Consider the following 24759-nt stretch of genomic DNA (forward strand, 5'->3'; position numbering starts at 1 on the left):
GGAAACACCGTGACGCACAACGTTGACCCGTCTGAAATCGCCAAATTCGAAGCCCTGGCCAGTCGCTGGTGGGATCCGGACTCTGAGTTCAAGCCACTGCACGCCATGAACCCGGTACGCGCCGGCTACATCGACGAACACCTGAACATCGCCGGTAAAACCGTACTCGACATCGGCTGCGGTGGCGGCATTTTAACTGAAGCGCTGGCTCACCGCGGCGCCCGGGTTACCGGCATCGACATGACCGATGCACCCTTAAAAGTCGCGCGCTTGCATGCACTCGACAGCGGACTCGAAGGCATAGACTACCGGCAAATGACCGCCGAAGCCCTGGCCGAGGAAGCCCCGGGCCAGTTCGACGCCATCACCTGCATGGAAATGCTGGAACACGTGCCCGACCCGACCTCGATCATGGCGGCCATTCAACGCCTGCTCAAGCCGGGTGGACATGCGTTTTTCTCGACCATCAACCGCAACCCAAAAGCCTGGTTGATGGCGATAGTCGGTGCCGAATATGTACTGCGGCTGCTGCCCAAAGGCACCCACGACTACAAAAAACTGATTCGACCGTCGGAATTGAAGCGCTGGGCGGAACAGCACGAATTGAAGGCGCTTGATCTGCGCGGCATTCATTACAACCCGCTCAGCAACCGTTTCAGCCTGAACACCGATGTGTCCGTCAATTACCTGATGGCCTGCCGCAAAGCGGAAGCCTCATGACGGCACGCAAAGGCCTGCTGTTTGATCTCGACGGCACCCTGCTCGATTCCGCACCGGCCTTCATGGCCGCCATGGATGCCTATGCGGATCAGGTCGGGTTACCGCGGCTGACCGAACACCGCGAGCACTTCGCTTCCGCCGGTGCCCGGGCCGCGATCCGCGAGATTCATCAGATGACCACCGAGCACCCCCGGTTTCATCAGCGGCGGGCCGACTTCCTGGCCCTGTTTCTGGACACACCGGTTACCCTGAACAGCTGGTACCCGGGCATCCGCGACTGGCTACTGGAGCTCAACCGCGACGGCATTCCCTGGGGCATCGTGACCAATAAACCGCGACCCCATACCGAGAAAGTGCTGGCGGAGCTGCTCGAACTGGAACCACCGGCCCTGGTGTGCCAGGGCGACCTGCCCACCATCAAGCCCGACCCGGCCATGCTCTGGGCCGCCAGCGACCAGCTCGGACTGGCACCGGAGCACTGCCTTTACGCCGGTGATCACGAGCGCGATGTTCAGGCTGGTCAGGCCGCCCGAATGCACACCCTGGCCTGCACCTTTGGCTATCTGCATGAAGAAGACCAACCTGATAGCTGGGGTGCTCACGGTCTGGTGCACACCCCGCTTGAACTGAAACACACAGCAACCCAATGGCTGACACAGACATGACACAACCGGAACCCGGCACACTGCTTTCCCGCACCGACCTCACTCTGGATCTCCTGCACCAGGCCCAAACCAGCGATGCCCTGGCCGGCCAGGTGATTGTTGTCACCGGAGCCGGTGACGGCATTGGCAAGGCCGCCGCCCTGGATTTTGCCAGCGCCGGTGCCCAGGTGGTGCTGATTGGCCGCACCCAGGAAAAACTCGAAGCGGTGTACGATCAGATTGAAGCCACCACCCAGACCGAACCGATCATCCTGCCGCTCGACCTGAATGAACTGACCACCGAGTCGGCTCAGGAACTGGCCCACGGCATCGAGCAAACCTACGGCCGGCTCGATGGCCTGTTGCTCAACGCCTCGTTGCTCGGCGATAAAATGTCCATCGCTCAGTACCCGCCGAAGGTCTGGAGCTCGGTGATGAACGTTAATCTTAACAGTGCCTTCCATATGACGCAGGCACTGCTGCCACTGCTCGAAGCTGGTCCGAACGGCCGCATTATCTACACCACCTCGAGTGTGGGTCGTGAAGGCCGGGCCTACTGGGGTGCCTACGCCGTCTCCAAATTCGCTACCGAGGGGCTGATGCAAACCCTGGCGGATGAACTGCAGAACACTTCCCGCGTTCGGGTGCACTGCATCAACCCCGGCGGTACTCGCACCGGCATGCGTGCCAAGGCTTATCCCGGCGAAGACCCCCAAACCGTGCCGACACCAGAGGTGCACATGCCGCTATACCGCTACTTGCTCAGCCCGAACAGCCAACCTTTCAACGGAATATCCTGGGACGCCAGGGATTTTCTGACCCAATAGCTAAGACCACGCGTCTGCCATGGCGGGGCATGACAGACGCGACAAAATCCCGCCACTGCCGCTAATCCAAATAGCGGCAACTCTTGTCCGATCCGCCAACGCACTGACGCCACCCGCCTCAAGCCCTTGTTTTATAAAGACTTTTAAACTTGGCACACTAATCGCTTAAGAAGCGTTAACTCCTGTAATCGGCAACGACATCATGCCCAGCAGCTTCAGCCAAACGCCAACCTGGCAAGAACGCAAGACCGTGAAATCGACAAAAGCCGGTTTATCAGCGGTCGATACGCCAACCGCGGACCAACTTAAGGATTTCCGGCTGCATTTGATGATGCACCTGCAAACCTCACTGGATACCGAGCAGTTGCTGCGTACCTTCTTCACCGAAGTTCAGCACCTGATTCCGCTGACCGGTTGCGACTACCTCAATGGCGATGCCGGTCTGTCCCTGCATCTGGGCACACCGGGTCGACACCGCTGCAACTATCAGCTCAGCCTGAATGACGAGCAGTATGGCGAGATAACCTTTACGCACCGGCTGCGCCTGGCCGAACAGGACCTGACCTTGCTTGAATCGATCATGGACACCCTGATCTACCCATTGCGCAACAGCCTCACGCACCGCAAGGCCATAGCCACCGCCATGATCGACCCGCTGACCGGGCTCAGCAATCGCGGCGCCATGGCCATCACCCTGAACCGGGAGATCGACCGCAGCCGCCGTCTGCAGCAAGACATGAGCGTGCTGATGATCGACATCGACCACTTCAAACAGCTGAACGACCGCTATGGTCACCTGGCCGGCGATGACGTGCTGCGCAACGTCGCCCGGGCACTGGAAGACTGCGTTCGCGCCTGCGATGCCTGTTTTCGGTTTGGGGGAGAAGAGTTTCTGGTGCTGCTGTCGAATTCCAACCTGCCGCTGGCACGTCAGGTCGCTGAACGCATCCGACAAACGATTCAAACCGTGTGCCGCTCGCCAGATCCGAAAAAGCCCATCACGGTCAGTGTTGGCCTGGCGCATTATGAAAACGAGAACGACTGGCCCGAGCTGGTCACCCGGGCCGACAAGGCCCTGTACCAGGCCAAAGCTGCCGGCCGCAACCGGGTAGTCGCCAGCCACGTCCGCAACCATGAGGGAGAGTGGGTCTAAGCTGGCCTTTAAGCCGCTTTATTTACGGCGAATGGCCCCACTCTTGCGCCGCGGCGCAGTGACTGAACGGCGCGTCCGTTGATTGGCGACCTTGCGTCGATTAGGATCGTTCTTGCCCTGCACAATCGACTTCCAGGGGGCCGGCTCCAGCTCGACCAGCCTGGCCAACTTGTCGATCTCGCTTTTTGGCAACTCTTTCCAGGTACCGGCCCGTACGTCGGAATCCAGAAACACCGAGCCGTAACGAACCCGCTTCAAACGCGACACTTTCAAGTCCTGACTTTCCCAGAGCCGGCGTACTTCACGGTTGCGGCCTTCCATGATCACCACATGAAACCAGGTGTTGGCGCCACTGCCCCCAAATTCCTGAATATCGGTAAAGCGCGCCGGGCCATCTTCCAGCTCAACGCCTTCGTGCATGCGCTGCAGGTGCTCGGGTTTTACCTCACCCAGCACCCGCACCGCGTATTCACGGTCGATCTGGCTGGAGGGGTGCATCAGGCGGTTGGCCAGTTCACCGTCGTTGGTGAACAGCAACAGGCCGGAGGTGTTCAAATCGAGACGTCCGACCACGATCCAGCGTTCACCGGGCAGCTCCGGCAGACGGTCGAACACCGTGGGGCGTCCGTCCGGGTCACGGCGGGTACAGACCTCGCCTTCGGGTTTGTTATAGACCAGTACTCGCCGGGCCCGGAGGTCTTCGACCTTAACCGGCCGACCGTCCAGTTCCAGGGTGTCGTTCAGCCCTACCCGGTCGCCCAGGGATACCGCTTCACCATTCACCTTCACCCGACCTTCCTCTATGGCTTTTTCCATATCGCGGCGAGATCCCTTGCCCGCTTTGGCCAGTACTTTCTGAATGCGTTCAGTGCTCATTATCATCGTCTCCGCCCGGCTGGTCGCTCTCACGACCGTCCAGCAAGGCTTGTTGTTGTTCCAGTTTTTCCTGAATGATGCGCCATTGCTCTGCTTCGCTCAGCGCCTCTTCTTCCTGTGGTGCCTGCTCCTGTTCCGATTGGCCGGAGCCTGACACATCGGGCTCAGGCCTGTCGTTTGCCTGATCGTCAGCTCCGGCGTCACCGGCTGCCTCCGATTGACCCTCTGGCGATGCCTCGTCGGCATCGCTCAGATCCAGACCCGGGTGATCGTGCCCAGCCCGCTGGGCTTCAAACGCCTGCTCTATGGCATCGTTAACGGCATCCATTTCCGACAGCTCATCGTCGAGCTGTTCGTCAATGAAGGTATTACCGGTCTTGCCGCTGCGCTCGCCCTCACGCAGCTTGTCGACCATGGTGCTGAAACTGATTTCTGCCTGGTCGTCCACGGCGCCAACCGAACGGTCGTCATCCCCTTCAAGACCCAGTTGCGGGTTGATGTCATCGAGATCCCGAATCTCACCCAGGCTGGGCAGCTGATCCAGACTGGTCAGCCCGAAATGATCAAGGAACTGACGGGTGGTGGCGTACATGGCGGGCCGTCCGGGCACGTCACGATGCCCGACCACGCGCACCCACTCACGCTCCAGCAGGGTCCGTACAATCTGGGTGCTGACCGACACGCCGCGCACGTCCTCGATCTCGCTGCGAGTAATCGGCTGGCGATAGGCGATCAGAGCAATCGTTTCCAGCAAAGCCCGCGAATACCGTTGCGGCCGTTCTTCCCACAAGCGGCTGACCCAGGCGCCGATCGAATGGCGCGTCTGAAACCGGTAGCCGCTGGCGACTTCTACCAGCTCAACACCACCGCCCTGATAGTCTGCCATTAACTCCGCCATCAGGGAGCGCAGGCTGCTGCGATGCGGCCGTTCATAGGGTTCGAACAAGGCGGCAATCTGCGCAATGGACAACGCCGTGCCGGCGGCAAACAAGGCCCCTTCGATGATCTGTTTGACTTCCTCGGGCGCATGACCGCCATAGGGGTCACCCGATTCCAGCTCCGGGTCGGTGTCATCGTCTTCGTCGACGAGTTCCGACTCGGGCAGTACCGGGTCGTCCAGTTGCTGGTCATCATGCGCCGCGGGGTCTGAATCCGGCTGACTGGTTGCTTCGTCAGACGCCTCTGCGGGTTCTGTACCCTGTTCGTCCGACGCCGGCAGCGGGTTGGCAGAATCGTCGGCCCCATCGGAATAGGCCCCGGTGGGCAACTCGGGTCCGGTGTTATCGTTATGTTCGTCCGTCATTCACTGCGAGCCTTGATGTGGATAGGCGCAAAGGCCTCGTTCTGAACCAGGTCGATCAGGGATTCCTTGGTCAGCTCCATAATCGCCAGAAAGGTCACCACCACGCCCAAGCGTCCTTCGGCGGCGTCAAACAGGGTGATGAAAGGTACGAAGGCGGTGCCGTTCAGTTTTTCCAGCACATCCGCCATGCGTTGCCGGGTAGACAACGTTTCACGCTGAATCTCATGCTCCTCGAACATGTCGGCCCGCGCCAGTACGTCTTTAAGCGCCAGCAAAATCTCACGCATATCGACATCCGGATGAATACGCGGTCGCTGGTAATCGGGCTGGTGTTCGTCGGTCGTGTAAATATCGCGCCCGACCCGGGGCAGTTCGTCGAGGTTTTCCGCCGCTGTCTTGAACTGTTCGTATTCCTGCAAGCGGCGGATCAGCTCCGCCCGGGGGTCCTCTTCTTCCTCGTCTTCGGCATCGCTGGAGCGCGGCAGCAGCATGCGACTTTTGATTTCAGCCAGCATGGCAGCCATCACCAGGTACTCGGCGGCCAGTTCAAGCTGCATGCTGTGCATCAGCTCAACGTATTGCATGTACTGCTCGGTGATCTGGAAGACGTTGATGTTGAGGATATCGAGGTTTTGCTTTTTGATCAGGTACAGCAACAGATCCAGCGGGCCTTCGAAGGCATCCAGAAAAACTTCCAGCGCATCGGGCGGGATGTACAAATCCATGGGGATTTGCGTCATCGCCTCACCATCGATAATGGCAAACGGCATTTCCGACTGTTCTGACTGGGCACGCTCGCGCAGACGTTGCAATGCCCGTTCTTTGGGTGTTGCGCCAACCTCCACCACCGGAGCTTCCGAGGGCGTAAAGAGTGCGCCAGGCGCAATCGGCCCTGCTACGCCGCTGTCACTCCCCGCGTTATCCAGTTCGGAGTTGTCGTTCGGATCAGCCATTGCGCCTTGCCATCCTGAGTCGGAGGTTAACCGGTCTGGTCATGGTCAGACCCGGAAGGGTTCCACATCACCCGCCCCTTCGCGCACGATGGTGACGGCATCTTCCAGAAAACTGATGATGCTGGATTCCTCGAAGCCGCAAAACCCGCCATCAATCACCAGATCCAGCTCGTGCTGAAGAATATCGCGGATTTCATAGGGGTCGCTCTGGGGCTCATCTTCGCCGGGCAGAATCAGCGTTGTGCTCATCATCGGCTCACCCAGCTCTTCCAGCAACGCAGCGGCAATACGGTTTCCCAGTACCCGCAAACCAATGGTACGACGCTTGGGGTGCATCATTCTGCGCGGGACTTCACGGGTAGCGTCGAGCAAGAAGGTGATCGGGCCTGGCGTGTTGTTCTTGATCAGCCGAAAGGCGACGTTGTCGACCTTGGCAAAAGTGGAGAGTTCGGACAGATCGCGACACACCAGCGTCATGGGGTGAGAATCGTCAATACGGCGTATCCGGCGGATGGTATCCAGCGCCTTTTTATCTTCCATATGGCAGCCAAGTGCATAGGCACTGTCGGTCGGATAGGCAATCACCCCACCCTCACGAACAATGGCGGCCGCCTGTTTGATCAGCCGTGGCTGGGGGTTTTCCGGATGTATTGCAAAAAACTGGCTCATATTGGCTCCCGCCAAGAGGGATTGTCAGAAGTTTGTACAACAAGCGCACTTTAGCACTAATGCAGGCCGATGCGGAACCGTTTGCATGGGCAAATGGAGGAACACACCGTCACTTAGCTGTTTAATAAACTGTCCACCAATTTTGGTCCCAAAGAAGGCCATTGCGGGTAGAAACCCAGTCTTGCCCAGGGCACCTCGGGCTGATGAAAATCGCTACCACCACCGATCAGGATATCGCGCTCACAGCAATGGTCGACCAGCCGTTGGCGCATCGGCGGTGGCATCGCCGGGCAGCTGACTTCCACGGCCTGGCCGCCGGCGGCGGAAAAATCATCCAGCAATTGCCCCAACTTGCGCCAGGTTAGCTTGTAGCGGTGAGGGTGAGCCAGCACCGCCCAACCACCGTTATCAACGATATCTGCCACGGCCTGTTCCAGCTCCGGCCAAGACTGTTTTACATCGCCCACTTTGCCATTCCCCAGCCAGCGTTTGAAGGCCTGGGCGCTGTCTTTTGCCTGACCCGTATCGACCAGGTAACGCGCTATGTGCGGGCGGCCCAAGGTGGCACCATCGGCCTGGGCGCGAATGGCAGATTCATCGAGCGTCAGTCCTTCACGCCGCAACACAAACAGCAGCCGCTCAAACCGGGATTCGCGGGCCTGGTCATAGCGGGCCTCAACGGCCTGCCAGGCGGGGGACATTACATCCATACCAATGCCAACGATATGCACAGAACGCTTCATCCAGACGGTCGACAATTCAGCCCCGGGCCAGAGTCGTAGCGATTCAGACAAAGAGCCGTGCTCGCGCAGCCAGCGGTAGCCGGCGGCTGTGTCGTGGTCGGTTAGCACCAGGTGTTCCAGCTGACGCTCCAGCGCAAGGTCATAGACTCCCTGAGCCGACAGGGTTCCATCCGAAAAGGTGCTGTGGCAGTGCATTTCCCAGGTGTGGGCAATGTTGGTCATAGGATCCTTAATTGTCAGGATTCAGGCAGGTGCCGTATGATGCCTGATTTATGGACGTTTGTCGGCCATCCCACTGTCTGAGGAGAAAGAACCATGTGGTTTTCCATCGTCTGTGAAGACGTTCCCGATAGCCTGGCACGCCGCCAGAGCGTGCGTGCTGACCACCTCAAGCGGCTCGAGTCGCTGAAAGACGAGGGGCGGTTGCTGATTGCCGGCCCCAATCCTGCCGTTGAGGCGAACGATCCGGGTGAAGCTGGCTTCACCGGCTCGCTGATTATTGCCGAATTTGATTCGCTGGCCGACGCCCGCGCCTGGGCCGAGGCCGACCCTTACATCGGCGCCGGTGTTTATGCCGAAGTCAGCATCAAGCCGTTTAAAAAAGTATTACCTTAACGCAACGTAAGGGGCCTGTTTTGTAACTGCCCACCGGGTGTAAACTGTTTCGACAGTATATGCATCTGTTAATAAACCATTTTTGTTAACCAACTTCGATATCATGGGAACTGAATTAATGACTGTGCTCTCCAAAACCCGCCTGATCCTCGGTCTGACACTGGTGCTGATGTTCAGTGGTACTGCCAGCAGTGCCACCTTGTGGCTAATCGATGAGCTTTGGGTCAATGTTCGAACGGGAGCGGGTGATCAGTTCCGAATTTTGAAGACCATTCCATCGGGCACCCGCATGGAAACCCTGCAAGACGAGCCGGAAAATGGCTATTACAACGTTCGCACCGAAGAAGGCATTGAAGGCTGGATCCCTGAGCGTTTTGTACAGGAAGAGCCCACCGCTGAGCTTCAGTTGGAAGCCCTGGTGGCAGAGCGCGACCGTTTGCAGGAACAGGTCACCGAACTCGACGAGCGCTACACCAGTCTGCTGGCCGACCGGGGCGATGTCACCGGTGAGCTTGACACCCTGCGCTCGGAAAACCAGCGTCTAACAACCGAACTGCGCGAGATCACCCAGATCAGCGAAGATGCCATCAACCTCGACCAGCGCAACCAGCAGCTATCGGAAGAAAACGCCAGTCTGCGCAATGAGCTCGACGTTGCCCGGCAAAACCTCTCCAACACTCGAGAAACCCGCGAAAGCCGCATGTTAATCGCGGGGGGCAGTCTTATCGTGCTGGGCCTGATCATGGGCGTATTACTCCCCAAGGTTCGCAGCAAGCGCCGCGATAGCTGGGCGTAACCTTTCGAGTCCAGGGCCACATGAACCGTGTGTGCCCTGACGATGAAATGATACACTGCAACAAATCTGAACGAGTGGTCCCATGGCCTGGTCCAGCACGCCCATATCCAAACCCCACACACTGTCAAACCTGGCTGATTTACTGAGCCAGGGCTTGTTGGGGTCAATGTCCCGCTTCAGCCATTTCCAGATTGTAGAGTGGTGCGCGCGCTTTGGTGACGATTTCGATCAACAGCCTGATGATCAGATTCCAGCCAGCCCGGAGCTTGCGCTGGATATCGCCGACGATGTTGTGGTTCAGTGGGAGCTGCATTTGGCCACCCAGTACACCCTTGAAGACCTTCAGCGGTTCTCGATGGATGATGTAGTTCTGCCCAAGCAACACTTTGAGCACTGGCTGAACCTGCTGCTGGATTTACCAGTGTCGCACTGACGCCGGGGACCATCGATATGAATAGCTTCAGCGCTGACCCGGACGCTGGATCAGACGACGCGCAGCAGCCAGCCATGGAACGCCCCGACCTGGTGTTTTCTGATACCGGTTCACCGCGCTCGGCTTCCTTCGACGACGTCTATTTCTCAACCGACAACGGTTACGCCGAGACCGACTACGTGTTCCTGCAAGGCAATGGGCTTGCCCAGCGGTTCGCCCAAATGGCAGAGCACCGTCATTTTACCGTGGTTGAAACGGGCTTCGGCACCGGACTGAGCGCCCTGGCTACCTGGGACCTGTTTGAACAAACGGCGCCTGCCAGTGCCCGCTTAACCTTTATCAGCACCGAACGTTACCCCTTGTCGAAACACCAGATTCGGCAAGCATTGCAGGCCTGGCCCACCTTGTCGGGTCGGGTTGAACGGCTGGTTGCAGAGTACCCGCCCCGTTTGCCGGGTTTTCATGTGGTGGAATTGAGCGACCGGGTCGATTTGTTGCTGTTATTCGGCGACGTCCAGGACACCCTGAGCGATCTGAATGCCCGGGTAGACGCCTGGTTTCTCGATGGCTTCACACCCAGCCGCAACCCGGGCATGTGGCAACCACCCCTCTTTCAATCGATGGCCCGCTTAAGCCATGCAGACACAACCTTCGCGACCTTTACTTCGGCGAGCCCGGTTCGCGCCGGTCTGCAGGGTGCCGGTTTCACGGTGGCCCGGCGGCCCGGGTTTGGCAAGAAACGCGAAATGCTGCACGGGCGCTTTGCCGGCATGGAAGGGCCACCCCGGCCGGGCTTATGGCCGCAAAACGAATGGCACTGGCCCGCATCCAGGATAAACCCCAGTAACCGCACAGCCATCGTGGTTGGCGCCGGGCTGGCCGGTGCTCATACCGCCCGGGAACTGGCGAAGCGCGGCTGGCAGGTGACGGTACTGGAACAGGCGGGGGAGATCGCGGCAGGCGCCTCCGGCAATCTGCAGGGTGCCGTTTATGCCCGACTGTCTCACGATGACACTCCGGTGAACCGCTTTTACACGGAGGCTCTGCACCTGGCACAACGACGACTGGCCATCCTGCCTGAAAGCGTTCCGCACCAACAATGTGGCTTATTGCAATTGAACCAGGGCAACAAGGAAGCCCGGCGCTTCAAGCACTTGCACCAGCGAAACCCTTTTGCCGGGGAGTTGGCTGACTGTGTCAGCCAGTCGCTGGCCAGTAAACAAGCGGGTGTGGCTCTGCCCTGCGAGGCGCTGTTTTTTCCGGCTGGCGGCTGGGTTCAGCCGCCGGCGCTGGTGCAATACCGGTTGGCTCACCCGCTTATTCAGGTACGTACCCATCATCGAGTCACCACGCTGCACCAGGGTGAAGACGGCCACTGGCAGGTTCATTGCGAAACCGACGGCGGCGAGCATACCCTGGTAGCCTCACAGGTTGTTCTGTGCAACGCCTGGAACGCCCTTTCACTGTCGCAGAGCCAGTACTTGCCATTGAAACCCATCGGTGGCCAGGTCACTCGCATTGAGTCGACCCCGGCCCTTGCGAAACTGAAAACGGTGATCTGTTCAGACCGCTACCTGGTGCCAGCCTATGACGGAGCGCACAGCCTGGGCGCCAGCTTTCACGTTGGTCAAACCGAGCCTGCCCGGCATGAGCAGGACGATATCGACAATCTGAACAATGCCCATCAGCGATTGCCCGGGCTGATCAGCGGCGGCGAGTCAGTTCGCGATGCACGCGCCGGCCAGCGCTGCGCCTCACCCGATTATTTTCCGCAAGTGGGTCCGCTGGCCAATGCCGAAGGCTTTGCTAGGGCCTACCAAACCGGCCTGACCAAACGGCTGACCCACCGTTTGCCAGAGCCGCCATACTACCAGGGCTTGTGGGCCAACCTGGCCCATGGCTCAAAAGGCCTGTGCTCGATACCGCTGGCGTCGCGCGCACTGGCTGCCTGGATCAACGGCGAGCCACTGCCTGTCGCCCAGAGCGTGGCCAATCACCTGAACCCGAACCGCTTTATCATTCGCCAACTGATACGAGGACAACGATGAGCCGCTACCGACCGCCGCGTCCGCGGAGCAGCCCCTACATCACGCCGGAAGGCGAAGCCAGAATGCGCGCCGAGCTGCATGAACTGTGGCATGTGGAGCGCCCGCTGGTGACGCAGGAGGTGTCAGACGCGGCCAAACAAGGGGATCGATCTGAGAACGCCGAATACATTTACGGCAAAAAACGATTGCGACAGATCGATAGCCGGGTGCGCTTTTTAACCAAGCGACTGGAATCGTTGCAGGTGGTGGCCACGCTGCCCGATGATCAGAGCCGCATCTTCTTCGGTGCCTGGGTACGAGTGGTCGATGAAGATGAGACCCCCCGGGTAATGCGCCTGGTTGGCCCGGATGAGTTCGACCTGGACCCGCGCTACATCAGCATCGATTCGCCGATGGCACGGGCTCTACTGAAAAAGACCATCGACGATGAAGTCCGGGTGCAAACGCCAGCCGGTGAGAACGAGTACTGGGTGACGCACGTCAGCTATCAGTCTCCTCCTCAAGGGGAGGCTTAGGCAGTGCCTTGCTGCTGTCGGGCAGTGGCAGGGCTTCGCGCAAGGCGCGCATGCTGCGGATAATCTCATCGGCGGCCAGGTAGGAATAACCCAGGCTTTTGCGCATTTCCCGCGCTTTCAGCCCGGCTTCAAGCCAAGGGTCGACTTTTTTCACGGCAGATATCCCGGAAGGTTTGCAGAAAGTTTAGCCAACAACAGTCACGGTTGCGAGATTTTACAGATACCGTCTTCCACCCCGGCGCTATAAATGCAGACCACCCTCCCCTCAGGCCTGGCAAGCTGCTAAAATACGCGACCCTTTTCGCGACCGGATCCATAATGAGCCGCCTTTTCGTAGACAACCTGACCGTACTCGACTTCAGCTACTTTCACCCAACCCGGGGTGTGGTGGGCGAAAGCTGGATTGTTGACGTCGAGCTGGTGGGCGATCTCAACGATGAAGGCATGGTGTTCGATTTTGGCCACGTCAAGAAGCTGCTCAAGGCCGCACTTGACTCAGGCATGGACCACACCCTGGTACTACCGGCAAAACTGCCCGGTTTGACGCTGCAGGAAACCGACAACGGCGAACGCATTCAAGCGGAATTTCGTAATTCCCGGGACGCACGCCGGTTTCACTATGAATCGCCGCGTGAAGCGGTTTATCTGGTGGAAACCGACGACATCAGCATCGACTCCGTGCGCCCAACACTGGAAGCGCACCTCAATACCCTGGTGCCCGATAATGTCTCCCAGGTCGTGTTGCGCCTGCGCAGCGAACTGATCGACGGCCCCTTCTATCACTATTCGCACGGCCTGAAAAAACATCAGGGCGACTGTCAGCGCATCTGCCATGGGCACCGGTCGCGCATTGAAATATTTCGCAATGGCCAGCGTGATTCTGAGGTCGAGCGAGACTGGGCAGAACGCTTTCAGGACATCTATCTGATCACCGAAGAGGATATAGTGCCCAACCAGCCCGCTGAGTCGGACCTGGTCCATGTCGGATACGACGCCGAGCAGGGCCGGTTTGATGTCTGGTTACCAGAGGCAAGTACCGTGATCCTCAAAACCGACACCACCGTTGAGCTGATCGCCGCGCATCTGGCGAACAGCCTGGCGGAGGAATACCCGCGCGACCGGTGGCGTGTGCGCGCCTTTGAAGGCGTGATGAAGGGCGCCATCGCCGAATCCGGCTCATGACCCCATGACGCGGCGGTGTTACACTGACGCCACGGCTATCCATTCAATGATTCACTCAAGAGAGCTTCGGAACCGCAGATGACGCTGACTGTTTACAACACCCTGTCCGGCAAAAAAGAACCCTTTGTACCGCTCGACCCGAACAGAGTGACGTTTTACGCCTGCGGCCCTACCGTCTACAACTACATTCACGTCGGCAATGGCCGTTCGGCCGTGGTGTTCGACTTGCTGTACCGGGTGTTGAAAACCCAGTTTTCAAACGTCATTTTCGCTCGTAATCTGACGGACATTGACGACAAGATCAACGCCAGCGCCAAAGCCGAAGGCGTCGATATAAAAGCCTTTGCCGACACATACGCCACGGCCTATCAGGAAGACATGGCCGCACTGGGCAATCTCGAACCCACGCTGCAACCCCGCGCGACTGAACACATCCCGCAGATCGTCGACATCATTGAGCGGCTGATCGACCGCGGCCATGCCTACGCCGCCGAAGGCCATGTTCTGTTTGCCGTCGACTCCATGAAAGACTACGGCCAACTGTCGCGTCGCAACATTGACGATATGCTGGCAGGCGCCCGGGTCGACGTCGCCACTTACAAGCGCCACCCGATGGACTTCGTGCTGTGGAAGCCTTCCAGTAACGACCTGCCCGGCTGGAACAGCCCCTGGGGTCGTGGTCGCCCCGGCTGGCACATTGAATGCACCGCCATGATCATGGCACATCTCGGCGATACCATTGATATTCACGGCGGCGGCAGCGATCTGATTTTCCCGCACCACGAGAACGAAATGGCTCAGGGCCTGTGCTGTGTGCCGGACAGCCAGGGCTATGCCCGTTATTGGGTGCACAACGCGATGCTCGATGTCGAAGGCGAAAAAATGTCCAAGTCGCTGGGCAATTTCACGGTGCTGCGGGACGTACTGAACGAGCATCCCGGTGAAGTGGTTCGGCTGACGCTGTTGTCGGCGCATTATCGTTCGAACCTGAACTGGTCGGAGCAATTGCTGAGCCAGAGCCGTCAGACACTGGACCGGCTCTACACGGTGTTACGCGACAGTCAGGATATCGAGACTGTTGAGCCTGACGACCTGTCGTCACTAGAAGCGGTTCAGGCGCTGCTGGACGACCTGAACACGCCCAGGGCCATTGCTGCGCTTTATGAATTGACCGGTCAGTTCTTCAAGACGACCGATAACACCGAACGGGCCCGGCTGAAAGGCGAGTTAATCGCCATTACCAGCATTCTGGGCATTGCCCAACAAGACCCATTGAGCTGGTTTCATGGCGAGCAACAAGACGGCATGCAACCCGAAGCGATTGAAGATCTGATTCAGCAACGGCAGGACGCCAAAAAAGCCAAAGACTTTGCCCGGGCCGATGCCATCAGAGATGAACTGAAGCAGGCGGGCATTCTCATTCAGGACACCCGTGAAGGCACACAATGGTCTCGCGAGGCCTGAACCCGGCGGGGTCTGCACTGTGCTGAAATGGCCGTTGATCGCCCTGGTGAAATTCTATCGGCTGGCCATCAGCCCCCTGCTCGGGCCACGTTGCCGGTATTACCCGACCTGCTCCGAATATGCCCTGATCGCTTTGCAACACCACGGAGCGTTCAAAGGGAGTTGGCTGGCCATAAAACGCATTGCCCGTTGCCACCCGGGGTGCGAAGGCGGCATCGACCCGGTACCGGGCGTACCACTACCAGACTATGATGAGCCGCCAGCGGATGATACCCGTCCGCAAGACACCAAACAGAAAACGGACTGCAGCCACGAGGGCCACCGCAATGATGATCGATAAACAAATGCTGAACATTCTGGTCTGCCCGGTCACCAAGGCGCCGCTGCAAATAGACCGGGAAAAGGAAGAACTGATTTCAACCGCCGCCAAACTTGCCTACCCCATTCGCGACGGCATTCCCGTCATGCTGGAAGACGAAGCCCGGGCGTTGAATCAGGAAGAATATGAACATTGGTTGTCAAAGAAAAGTTCTTTGGCCTGATAGATTCCAGTAACACAAGTTTCGGAGTTTGGTTCATTTCCCAGGCAATGGCTCGCACAGGATACCGGGTATGCCTCTGTGGGGTCGGCGTAGATCCGTCCATGGAGCCTAAGCCGCAGGATATGAATCCCCTCCATAGGATTCACCCTTCGGGTTCGCTGCGCTCATGCTAAGACGCTCCCGGCGTTTTAGTCCCTGCTGCGGACTTCCCCACAGAGGCATACCCGGCACCCAGTGCTAACTGGTAGGGCAAACTCCGAATTTAAGTAATTAAACTATCGAATGCCGGCAATTGCCCCATCCACATCCATGCCAATTTCCCGCATCCTGGCCAGTTTGTAACGCAAGGTCCTGGCTGAAATACCCAACTTGTCCGCCGCCCGGTTTTTACGACCTTGAGTGACCCGCAGCGCGTCCAGAATAATCTCGAACTCACGATGCTTCAGGTCAACCTGCATGGATTCATGCACAGCCGCTTCCGGTTCATCAGACTCACTGGCGTGTTCGGCGATGCTATTCGACATTGCCTCTGACTGATGTGCCATGGCTTGCTGCCGGGCCGGTTCAAAATCGATCAGGTGCTCGCCTTCCAATCCGAGATCCTGAGCAGTCACCCATTGACCGGACTGTAAAATCAGCGCTCGCTGCAAGGCGTTGTCGAGCTCACGAATATTGCCGGGCCAGTCATAAGTCAGTATGCGAGCGCGAGCAGAATCGTCGAGCATGACTCGTGGTTTATGCATTTTCTTGGAATGCTTGGCGAGCAGGTGGTTGGCCAGCGGTATCAGGTCGCCCCGGCGGGCGCGCAATGGCTGCCATTGCAACGGGAAGACGTTCAACCGGTAGTAGAGATCTTCGCGGAATCGACCGGCCTGCACTTCGCGCATCAGATCGCGGTTGGTGGTCGCCAGTACACGAACATCGAGTTCAACCACTTTACGACCACCGATGCGCTCAACTTCGCGCTCCTGCAATACGCGCAACAGTTTCGCCTGCAAGCCCATGTCCATTTCGGAAATTTCATCCAGCAACAGTGTGCCACCGTTAGCCTGCTCAAACTTGCCGGGCTGACTGGCAATAGCACCAGTAAAGGCGCCTTTTTCATGACCAAACAGCGTCGCTTCCAGCATGTTTTCCGGTATGGCGGCGCAGTTGATGGCAACAAAAGGCTGCTGCGCCCGGGGCGAATGCTGGTGTATGTACCGTGCCAGCACCTCCTTGCCCGTCCCGCTCTCACCGCTGATCAGGGTGGTGCTGTCCGTTACCGCCACCTTCCGGGCCAGCATCAACACCTGCTGGCTTGAGGTTTCATTGGCAATAGGCTCATCAATGGCGGAATTGGGCTGGCTACCATGGCGCTCCAGCAGTTCGATCAGTTGCTCTGGCTGAAAGGGTTTGACCAGGTAATCAACGGCACCCGCATGCAAGGCAGACACCGCTTTTTCGACCGTGGCGTAGGCGGTCACCAGCAGGAACGGAATCTGGGGCTGGTGTTGGCGCACATAGGCCAGCAATTCATGGCCATCCATACCCGGCATGTTCACATCGCTCACGATAAAGTCGACCTGGTTTTCGTTCAGCCGCACGATGGCCGCTTCACCACAGTCGGCCTCAATGACCTCGTAGTCAGACAACTTCAGCGTATCGCTGACCGCCTCTCTCAGGCTGGCATCGTCTTCAACAATGAGTACTCGCATGCATTTCTCCTCATATCTGACGGCGATTTGCCGCGCGCCAGGTCACGCTGGCGATTAGCCTTTAACCGGAAAAGACAGGGCAACCTGAGTGCCCTCTCCCGGCCGACTGTTAATATGAAACTCACCCTGGTGTGCCCGGGTGACGGCCATAACCACCGGCAAACCCAGCCCGGTACCATGGCTTTTAGTCGTGAAAAACGGTTCGGTGACCTGATTGAGGGTCGCCTCGTCCATGCCCGGTCCGTTATCCGAAATGGTCAGCAACAGCCGGCCAGCATCTTCGCGGGCAATGATGGAGATATTGGGGTTGGACCGTATCGCTTCGAAGGCGTTGGTGACCAGGTTACTCAAGGCACTGACCAGCGCATCTTTCTGGCACTGCAGCTCGGCACCGTGGCTCAGGTCTCGCCACTCCAGAGCGTCCGGGTGCTGCTGAATCAGTACCGAAAGATTGTCCTGCATGGCTGAATACAGGTCTGCTACGGTGACTTTGTGAATCAGCTTGCACTCGCCCTTCACGAACACCAGCATGTCCTGCACCTGCTGTTCAAGATGGTGTAACCGCCCAAGCAATTTATCGACAAATTGCTCACGTACCGGCTGACTGACCCGGGGGTTTTTCAGATTGGAGGCATACAACATGGCGGCTGACAGCGGTGTGCGGATCTGATGCGCGAGCGAAGCGACCATGCGCCCCATAGCCGAGAGCCGCTCATGACGCGATAGCTGCGCCTGCAGCGCTCGGGTTTCAGTCTGATCGGTGAGCAGTATCAGTTGGCCCGCGTTATCGAGCGCGCAGGTTTCAATGCTGACCAGGCGGCCGTCGACCAGTGAAATCTCATGGCCATCGTCCTGGCGGGGTTTGAAGGCGTTACGGATGATGCGAACCCAGGGCTCGCCGATCAATCGGGTGTTGGCTTCGTTGCGCAACAACGCCTCGGCGGCCGGGTTGATCCGGCCAATGCGACCGGTATTGTCGATAACAATGACCCCGGCCGGCAGCAGATTCAGCAAGCTTTCCAGCTGATCGGCCAGGCGTTCTTTTTCCGACAACTCCTGCATGCGTTGTTCACTGACGGTCGCCAGCTCACCACTGAGCTCGACAACACGGCTTTCCAGCATCTGGTAGCTTTCGGTCAGTTGCTCGGAAACCTGGTTAAAGGTCGCAAACGCCTGCTTCAGATCAGCAAGCGATTGCTCGGACATTTCGGCCGAGCCTTGCTGCTGATTCAGGTTGTCAAATTGTGGCACACCCATGCCTTCTCCCAGTGACCATTTATTGGCGCTTTACAGGGGTTTAGCAAGAGGGGTGCCAATTTGAGCTGCGAGCTACGAGCTGTTAGCTGTTAGCTCGAAGCTCGAAGCTCGAAGCTCGAAGCTCAAAAACTCTAAACTGATTCACGCTTGTTGATTTTGTATTTGCGCATCTTTTCAACCAGTGTGGTCCGGCGAATGTGGAGCTTTTCAGCCGCGCGCGCCACCACGCCCTGAGCATCGTCGAGCGCCTGCTGAATCAGGTTGCGCTCAAGCTCGGTCAGGTACTCCTTCAGATCCAGTCCATTCACCGGCAGTAACGCCGCCTGCTCTGAATGGGTCATACTGAACGATTCAGACTCTGGTAAGGCAGGCAATGGCAGAACCGATTCATCATCATCGTCAACATGCCGGTATTTCAGGGGAAGTTCCTGAACCCCCACCACACCGTAAGGATGCATGATCGCGAGCCGCTCAACCAGGTTCGCCATCTCCCGAACGTTACCAGGCCAGTCATGTCGTACCAACGACATCACCGCTGCCGAGTTAAAGCGAATAGACCCTCGCTTCTCATTCTCCAGACGTGCGATCAGCTCGTTGAGCAATACAGGGACATCTTCGGAACGTTCGCGCAGAGGCGGCATTTCGATCGGGAAAACATTCAGCCGGTAATAGAGGTCTTCCCGAAAAGTATTCTCCTCAATCATCTGCTCAAGGTTCCGGTGCGTCGCCGCAATAACCCGAATATCGCAGTTGAACGTCTTGTTGCCACCGACTCGTTCAAAGGTTCGCTCCTGCAACACTCGCAGCAGCTTCACCTGCATGTTCAGCGGCAAGTCCCCAATTTCATCGAGAAACAGGGTGCCACCCTCGGCCATTTCAAAGCGGCCGGCCCGGGAGGTAATAGCCCCGGTAAAGGCGCCCTTTTCGTGGCCAAACAGTTCGCTTTCAATCAACTCGGCCGGAATGGCCCCGCAGTTGACCGGTACGAAAGGCTTATGACGACGGTGGGAATTGTAATGCAGGTTACGCGCAACCACTTCTTTACCAGTGCCACTTTCGCCCTGAATCATGACAGTGACTTCTTTGTCAGCTACCTGAGTCATCATTTCACGAACCTGCTGAACGCCTCTGCTGGTGCCTACCAGTGAGCGAAACAAATTCACTTCCCGACGCTGGCCACGGCCACGCGTCAGATCAAACTGTTCGCGGTACATCTGGGCGCGGTGCAGGGTATCGAGCAACTTGTTGTAAGTCGGAGGCATCGACAGCCGGGCAATAACCCGGTGGCGCAGACTGTCGTCGAGCAATTCATACTCCGGATGTTCGGACATCAGAATGACGGGCAAGCCTTCATCCCAATCCGCAACGGCCTGAACCATTCGAGTCAGCGACAGTTGGGTTGAACCCACCACTACAGCCACCAGCTCATCGGTTCCACCCAGTTCAGCGACAGCCTGCTCCTGCCAGTTGTCGCTACTCAGGGTAACGTTAACTTCACCCAAAAAATCCAGAATAACCTTAATGTCCCGACGACGTTGATCATCATCGTCTACTACCAGGAGCTTAATTTCACGCCACATTGGGAACATTTCCTCACATCAAAACAGCTGAGATGGCACCAGGCCCGACATTCCACGTCAGGAATTTGACTGTATTGAAACAGTAAAGACCGAGACTCACGCCCTGTCAAACTCACGGCGGTTCCGGAGAAAACGCGCCAAAAACCCGATAATGCCTTTATTTTCAGTCGCTTACCATAGAAAAACGCTGAGTTCCATGCAGCAGAACACAGAATGCAACAGAGGATTAACGAATTCAGGATGGAAACCGACAGGAACACGCTTCTATAAGCGCTCAAGAGTGGCCAACGTCCCGCTGCCGGGACTGATGACCCTTGAAATCTTCAATATTAATCCGATAAAGCCATGGCAGCCCTAACCAGCGACAGGGCCGGCGATCACCCGTCGTTGTTGCCGCAATTCTGTCGCCTGAACGGTACGGCTTTGCTGCAGCTCCGACAGGCTGGCCAGCACAGACACATAAAGTTCTAGCAGACATTCGACGCGCCGCTTCAGAGCAGGACTTGCCAGGCCGGCGTTCAGCACCTGATCATTGATACGTTTCAGGACGTCGTTGACAGCATCGTCCCAGCGCTCCAGATCATCCAGCGATTGCATGTCCTGCAGCTCAAAGCCCTGAACAATCAGATCGTTGGTCTGGGCCAGCAGGGTATCCTCCGACACCCTGAACGGACCTATGGCTGTGGTTTGCAACATCGCCATTTTATTCACCTGGCCGGTTCTGAGCCAGGGTTTCATCGCGTATGGCATCCCAAGACGATTTGATCTGTGACAGCAATCCGGCGACTTCGTCCAGAATCGCCTCATCATTGCGCGCATTGGCTTCAAACAGGCGACGCAGCATGTAGTCGTACAACCGCTCAAGGTTCAGCGCTAACTCACCGGTATCAGTGTTCAGGCTGTCCTGCAGACCACCGACAATGTCGATTGCAGAGTTGATCATTCTGGATTTCTTGTCGTATTCCTTGCGAGCCATATGCCCCTTGGCGGTGGATATCCGGGCAAGTGCACCTTCGAAAAGCAGTTGAATCAGCTTATGGGGGTCGGCGTCCATAATGGAGGTTTCAGTACTGACCGACTGGTACTGCTTAATCCCCTGTGCGTACATAGTGTTTCCTCTCAGACCACTGGATGTTTTTTTCACCACAGCCTCCCCGGTAAACATTGATCTGCCTTGCCCCAGGGAGAGCATCTGGATACTCCCCCGCGTGGCTCTGCGCGCATCACTGATCGCCGAACAAGCTTAATCCATGTAGCGGCACTGTGCCGGAATTGTTGAGTGTTTTTTTGAGATGCGATACCTGCTATCGAGCAACGCCGGGTAACGACCGATGTAAAACTGGCACACCCTTGGCAATACCTCTGTCAATGAACGAAAAAACGGCCAGTCTCGCGCCAAACCGGAGACTCATTGCCGCTTTTTCACGACCGGCGGCTACATTTTGACCGCCAGACACTGGCAGCGGCCTGGCCGCTCACCCTTAAAGGTGCGTTATGAGACACTCATCGCAGGCGCTGGCGACACCGGGGCAGACATCGGCTCTGTCGACGGCGACACCAACCGACACCCTGGCTGAACTGGATCAACAGGCGCGGCACTATTACGAACTGAGCCTGAGCGACCGGGTGAGCAATGAGCACACGGCCCAGTACCGGGGTCAGGCTCGGGCGATCGCCCAACAGTTGCTCGACCGTCAGTCTACTTATTCGCCAGCGCTCAACCTACTGGGGCGTATTGCCCTGGACGAGGGCTTTTACGAGCGAGCCGAGCACTACCTGCAATTTGCGTTGAACCAGACGCCGGACGATGCCGGTTGCTGGTATTCTCTAGGCCATGTAAAGCTGGCTACGGGGCACTACGACGACGCGCTCGCCCACTTCAGCCGCAGCCTGGAGCTGGCTCCCGAAGAAACCCGGGCCGCCACCTCTCTGGTATACACCTTTGCACGCCAGGGCAATGTGGTGCAGGCGTTCAACGGCTATCGCCAACTGTTTCAGCTGCACCCCAACGACGCGCACATCCGCGCGAAACTGTTTGAGGTGTCCCGGCATATTCAGGCCGACAGCTACCAGCCTGCGCTGGCAGACGACGTTGTTCGCTGGCTGAAACTCGACAAAGTCGATCACGATGGGCTAGCACCGTTAACCGCGTCGCTGCTGCGGCACAAATATCAGCTCGACGACCCCAATGCCGTTGTAGACCTGCAGGATCTTGCACGGGACGATATGCTCGGTCTTGCACTGAATACACTGTATTTCAGCCAGGCAGAGCTGGAGGACTTTCTGATCCAGGTGCGCAAGCAGGTGTTGCTCAATTGCCTTGCCCAGCAATTCTCCGACCCGGCGTTGTTGCGCCTGGCAGCGGCGTTTGTGGTTCAGGGCATCCACAATGAGCACGTCTGGGCGCAGGATGACGAGGAGCAATCTCTGCTTAGCGCCCTGAGGGAGTTGCTGGACACCGCCCTGTCTACCCCCGAGCCGCAACCAGCCGATCTGACCAGCGCATTGCTGATGTATGGCATGTATGAACCACTGCACCAGCTAGCACACAGTGAACAGCTCGCTCGCATTGCCTTGAACCGGTGGCCAAGCTATGTCCGGCCGATCATTCGTCGCTGCGTGATAGAACTGCAGGAAGAACTGACTCTGGCAATGGACATTGAACAGCTGACGCCGATCCGCGATAGCATTTCGCGCGAAGTGCGTCAGCAATACGAAGAAAACCCCTACCCGCGCTGGCTGCATCTGGGTTACAACACCCCAACCAACTACGGTCGGGCACTTGAAGCAGAGCTGGAAGGCTTCAGAGCACCGCAGTTCTTTAATATGGGGACGATAAAGATTCTGGTCGCCGGTTCGGGCACAGGCCGGCATGCTTTGCATGTGGCCCGCTATTTTCGCAACGTTGAAGTGACCGCCGTGGACCTGAGTGCGCGCAGCCTGGCCTATTCAAAGCGTATGGCCGAACGCCATGGCATCCATAATGTTCGCTTTCTGCAGGCCGACATTCTTGAACTGGATCAGCTCGACGAACGCTTTCATGTGATTGAATGCTCAGGTGTACTGCACCACATGAGCGACCCGGAACAAGGGCTAAAAGCGCTGCAGCGCCGGCTGGAAGCCAATGGCCTGTTGAAAATCGGGCTATACAGCGAGCGCGCCCGGAGAATTGTTAGCCAGGCTCAGAGGCAAATAGCGCAATTGGGGTATACCGCCCGTCAGGCAGACATCCGTCGCTTTCGCGAGCACCTGCTGCAAAAACGGCTGGAAGGAGACTACAGCGCTCTGCTAAAAAGCCGGGATTTTTACTCCACCAGCGGCTGCCGGGATCTGCTGTTTCACGTTCAGGAGCATTGCTACTCGCCCGCCAGCATAAAAACCCTGCTCGATCAGAATGCGCTCAAATTTTTGGGGTTTGTGCTGTCACCCGACGCCCGGCGGATGTTCTTGGCCAGCGTAAACAACCAGCGCCCTGCCCTGACCAACCTGAACGACTGGGAGGCGTTTGAGAAAACCCATCCGGACACCTTCGCTGGTATGTTGCAATTTTACGTGCAGGCGCAGGACTGAACATGAGCAGCCCGCTCGGAGGCGGGCTGGCGGCAACGGCCATCAGTTACTTTGCTGAGGTTCCGGGCCGGCTTCTGACTCGGCTTCGGCCATATGAATGGTGTGTGTCGGGAAGGCAAACTCGGCCCCATGGCCCTCAACGATATCGATGATTTTCAGCAGGATATCCTGCTTGATTTCATGAAATTCCTTCCACACTACCGTTTTGGTAAAGGTATAGATGAAGAACTCAATCGATGAAGCGGCAAACTTGTTCAGATGCACCATAAGCAACTGATCCTGATCAATCGCCTCGTGTTCTTTCAACATGGCTTCCACATCGGCAACAATGGCGGCTACTTTTCCGGCATCGCAATAACGCACCCCAATGTTTTCATTGATACGGCGGTTGAACATCCGCGACGGGTTTTCAACCGTGATGTTGGCGAAGGTGGCATTGGGCACATAGATCGGTCGCTTATCAAAGGTTCTGATGCGGGTGAGACGCCAGCCGATATTCTCGACCGTTCCTTCAATATCCTGGTCCGGCGACCGGACCCAGTCCCCCACCCGAAAGGGCTGATCCAGGTAAATCATCAGGCCACCAAAGAAATTGGCCAGCAAATCCTTGGCGGCAAAACCCACCGCGATGCCGCCAATACCGCCAAACGCCAGCACACCGGATACGCTGAACCCCAGGCTCTGCAGGACGACGAGTGCAGAAGTGATGAGCACGGAAAGCCGCATCAGCTTGCCAAGTGCGGAGGCCGTCGTGGCATCCATGGGCTTTGAAGCATGGTTCGGGTCCTGAACCATTTCTTCGCCCTTGCGGATGAAACTGACCATAAACCAGGCAAACACCAGTACAAAGGTCACCGACCGCACCGGTTCGACAAAATCGAAAATGGGCTCGTTCGACACTCGACGAACCACATCCGTCGCCAGTAACAAGCCGTTCAACCAGATGAAAAGCCTGACCGGCTTGCGCGCCGCGCCAATCAGCAGATCGTCCCAGAAGGTGTTCGTCCTCTTTGACGATTTTTCCAGCTTGTCGAACACCTTCTTGATCGCAAAACTGACCAGTGTGGTCAGCAACACAATCACAAACACCTGGATGATCCAGGTATGCTCCTTACCGATATTCAACGCGCTGGTCACCCAACCGACCAGAGTTTCCATGTCCATCTGACGTC

General features: G+C 57.6%; 26 protein-coding genes. 14 read left to right on the forward strand and 12 right to left on the reverse strand.

Annotated features, from left to right (window positions below):
- Window positions 1–9 precede the first annotated feature (9 nt).
- The 4 genes from ubiG (at window position 10) to ACHUE7_RS07980 (ending at window position 3344) form a co-directional block, all read left to right on the forward strand.
- Window positions 10–720: a bifunctional 2-polyprenyl-6-hydroxyphenol methylase/3-demethylubiquinol 3-O-methyltransferase UbiG gene (gene ubiG, locus ACHUE7_RS07965; RefSeq protein WP_394169492.1), complete on the forward strand. Its 711-nt coding sequence runs from the start codon at window positions 10–12 to the stop codon at window positions 718–720.
- Window positions 717–1385: an HAD family hydrolase gene (locus tag ACHUE7_RS07970; RefSeq protein WP_394169493.1), complete on the forward strand. Its 669-nt coding sequence runs from the start codon at window positions 717–719 to the stop codon at window positions 1383–1385. The genes ubiG and ACHUE7_RS07970 overlap by 4 nt, the downstream gene beginning before the upstream one ends.
- Window positions 1382–2191: a YciK family oxidoreductase gene (locus ACHUE7_RS07975; RefSeq protein ID WP_394169494.1), complete on the forward strand. Its 810-nt coding sequence runs from the start codon at window positions 1382–1384 to the stop codon at window positions 2189–2191. Before ACHUE7_RS07970 ends, ACHUE7_RS07975 begins: the two co-directional genes overlap by 4 nt.
- 250 nt (window positions 2192–2441) lie before the next feature.
- Window positions 2442–3344: a GGDEF domain-containing protein gene (locus tag ACHUE7_RS07980; protein WP_394169495.1), complete on the forward strand. Its 903-nt coding sequence runs from the start codon at window positions 2442–2444 to the stop codon at window positions 3342–3344.
- Window positions 3345–3362: 18 nt separating this feature from the next.
- On the opposite strand, the gene rluB is transcribed toward ACHUE7_RS07980, so the two are convergent.
- The 5 genes from rluB to ACHUE7_RS08005 form a co-directional block, all read right to left on the reverse strand.
- Entirely contained in the window at window positions 3363–4226 is an 864-nt protein-coding gene (gene rluB / locus ACHUE7_RS07985) for a 23S rRNA pseudouridine(2605) synthase RluB (RefSeq protein WP_394169496.1), read from the reverse strand.
- Entirely contained in the window at window positions 4210–5523 is a 1314-nt protein-coding gene (scpB, locus tag ACHUE7_RS07990) for an SMC-Scp complex subunit ScpB (protein ID WP_394169497.1), read from the reverse strand. Before scpB ends, rluB begins: the two co-directional genes overlap by 17 nt.
- Window positions 5520–6476, reverse strand: a complete 957-nt coding sequence (locus ACHUE7_RS07995; protein WP_394169498.1) for a segregation and condensation protein A — start codon at window positions 6474–6476, stop codon at window positions 5520–5522. Before ACHUE7_RS07995 ends, scpB begins: the two co-directional genes overlap by 4 nt.
- Window positions 6477–6521: 45 nt before the next feature.
- Complete coding sequence (locus ACHUE7_RS08000; RefSeq protein WP_394169499.1) at window positions 6522–7145, reverse strand: L-threonylcarbamoyladenylate synthase; 624 nt, start codon at window positions 7143–7145, stop codon at window positions 6522–6524.
- Window positions 7146–7258: 113 nt separating this feature from the next.
- Window positions 7259–8110, reverse strand: coding sequence for a phosphatase (locus ACHUE7_RS08005; RefSeq protein WP_394169500.1), 852 nt, complete (start codon window positions 8108–8110; stop codon window positions 7259–7261).
- A gap of 93 nt (window positions 8111–8203) precedes the next feature.
- Here ACHUE7_RS08005 and ACHUE7_RS08010 point away from each other — a divergent pair, with 93 nt between their 5' ends.
- The 5 genes from ACHUE7_RS08010 (at window position 8204) to greB (ending at window position 12295) form a co-directional block, all read left to right on the forward strand.
- A complete protein-coding gene (locus ACHUE7_RS08010; RefSeq protein WP_394169501.1) occupies window positions 8204–8503 on the forward strand; it encodes a YciI family protein in 300 nt (99 codons plus the stop codon).
- Between the two features lie 118 nt (window positions 8504–8621).
- A complete protein-coding gene (locus ACHUE7_RS08015; RefSeq protein ID WP_348475476.1) occupies window positions 8622–9299 on the forward strand; it encodes a TIGR04211 family SH3 domain-containing protein in 678 nt (225 codons plus the stop codon).
- A gap of 82 nt (window positions 9300–9381) precedes the next feature.
- Window positions 9382–9732 (forward strand): hypothetical protein, encoded by a 351-nt coding sequence (locus ACHUE7_RS08020; protein ID WP_394169502.1) that lies wholly within the window; start codon window positions 9382–9384, stop codon window positions 9730–9732.
- Window positions 9733–9749: 17 nt separating this feature from the next.
- Window positions 9750–11780, forward strand: a complete 2031-nt coding sequence (gene mnmC, locus ACHUE7_RS08025) for a bifunctional tRNA (5-methylaminomethyl-2-thiouridine)(34)-methyltransferase MnmC2/FAD-dependent 5-carboxymethylaminomethyl-2-thiouridine(34) oxidoreductase MnmC1 (RefSeq protein ID WP_394169504.1) — start codon at window positions 9750–9752, stop codon at window positions 11778–11780.
- Window positions 11777–12295: a transcription elongation factor GreB gene (greB, locus tag ACHUE7_RS08030; protein WP_394169505.1), complete on the forward strand. Its 519-nt coding sequence runs from the start codon at window positions 11777–11779 to the stop codon at window positions 12293–12295. The genes mnmC and greB overlap by 4 nt, the downstream gene beginning before the upstream one ends.
- On the opposite strand, the gene ACHUE7_RS08035 is transcribed toward greB, so the two are convergent.
- On the reverse strand, window positions 12261–12449 hold the full coding sequence (locus ACHUE7_RS08035; protein WP_394169506.1) for a hypothetical protein: 189 nt from the start codon (window positions 12447–12449) through the stop codon (window positions 12261–12263). The two genes, greB and ACHUE7_RS08035, sit on opposite strands and share 35 nt — an antisense overlap.
- A gap of 164 nt (window positions 12450–12613) precedes the next feature.
- Between ACHUE7_RS08035 and ACHUE7_RS08040 the strand changes: the two genes are divergently transcribed.
- The 4 genes from ACHUE7_RS08040 to ACHUE7_RS08055 all read left to right on the forward strand — a co-directional run bounded on the left by ACHUE7_RS08040 (window position 12614) and on the right by ACHUE7_RS08055 (window position 15483).
- Window positions 12614–13477 carry a 6-carboxytetrahydropterin synthase gene (locus tag ACHUE7_RS08040; protein ID WP_394169507.1) on the forward strand — a complete coding sequence of 288 codons (864 nt, stop codon included), beginning with the start codon at window positions 12614–12616 and terminating at the stop codon, window positions 13475–13477.
- Between the two features lie 78 nt (window positions 13478–13555).
- Complete coding sequence (gene cysS / locus ACHUE7_RS08045) at window positions 13556–14941, forward strand: cysteine--tRNA ligase (protein WP_394169508.1); 1386 nt, start codon at window positions 13556–13558, stop codon at window positions 14939–14941.
- A gap of 19 nt (window positions 14942–14960) precedes the next feature.
- Window positions 14961–15281 (forward strand): membrane protein insertion efficiency factor YidD, encoded by a 321-nt coding sequence (gene yidD / locus ACHUE7_RS08050; protein ID WP_394169509.1) that lies wholly within the window; start codon window positions 14961–14963, stop codon window positions 15279–15281.
- The gene (locus ACHUE7_RS08055) at window positions 15271–15483 is read left to right on the forward strand and encodes a Trm112 family protein (protein ID WP_425470007.1); all 213 of its coding nucleotides are present in this window, start codon (window positions 15271–15273) and stop codon (window positions 15481–15483) included. Before yidD ends, ACHUE7_RS08055 begins: the two co-directional genes overlap by 11 nt.
- A gap of 275 nt (window positions 15484–15758) precedes the next feature.
- Here the strand turns inward: ACHUE7_RS08055 and ACHUE7_RS08060 are convergent, their stop codons facing one another.
- From ACHUE7_RS08060 to fliS, 5 genes are all read right to left on the reverse strand, one after another.
- The gene (locus tag ACHUE7_RS08060; RefSeq protein WP_394169510.1) at window positions 15759–17180 is read right to left on the reverse strand and encodes a sigma-54-dependent transcriptional regulator; all 1422 of its coding nucleotides are present in this window, start codon (window positions 17178–17180) and stop codon (window positions 15759–15761) included.
- 54 nt (window positions 17181–17234) lie between these two features.
- Window positions 17235–18437, reverse strand: coding sequence for a sensor histidine kinase (locus ACHUE7_RS08065; RefSeq protein ID WP_394169511.1), 1203 nt, complete (start codon window positions 18435–18437; stop codon window positions 17235–17237).
- Between the two features lie 131 nt (window positions 18438–18568).
- Complete coding sequence (locus ACHUE7_RS08070) at window positions 18569–20017, reverse strand: sigma-54 dependent transcriptional regulator (protein ID WP_394169512.1); 1449 nt, start codon at window positions 20015–20017, stop codon at window positions 18569–18571.
- 354 nt (window positions 20018–20371) lie between these two features.
- A complete protein-coding gene (locus ACHUE7_RS08075; RefSeq protein ID WP_394169513.1) occupies window positions 20372–20719 on the reverse strand; it encodes a hypothetical protein in 348 nt (115 codons plus the stop codon).
- Between the two features lies 1 nt (window position 20720).
- Entirely contained in the window at window positions 20721–21125 is a 405-nt protein-coding gene (gene fliS, locus ACHUE7_RS08080) for a flagellar export chaperone FliS (protein WP_127555179.1), read from the reverse strand.
- A 386-nt stretch (window positions 21126–21511) separates the two neighbouring features.
- Between fliS and ACHUE7_RS08085 the strand changes: the two genes are divergently transcribed.
- On the forward strand, window positions 21512–23587 hold the full coding sequence (locus ACHUE7_RS08085) for a methyltransferase domain-containing protein (protein ID WP_394169514.1): 2076 nt from the start codon (window positions 21512–21514) through the stop codon (window positions 23585–23587).
- A gap of 42 nt (window positions 23588–23629) precedes the next feature.
- On the opposite strand, the gene ACHUE7_RS08090 is transcribed toward ACHUE7_RS08085, so the two are convergent.
- Complete coding sequence (locus ACHUE7_RS08090; RefSeq protein WP_394169515.1) at window positions 23630–24751, reverse strand: mechanosensitive ion channel family protein; 1122 nt, start codon at window positions 24749–24751, stop codon at window positions 23630–23632.
- Between the last annotated feature and the right edge of the window lie 8 nt (window positions 24752–24759).

Source organism: Saccharospirillum alexandrii, assembly GCF_043641555.1.
Classification (GTDB): domain Bacteria; phylum Pseudomonadota; class Gammaproteobacteria; order Pseudomonadales; family Natronospirillaceae; genus Saccharospirillum; species Saccharospirillum alexandrii_A.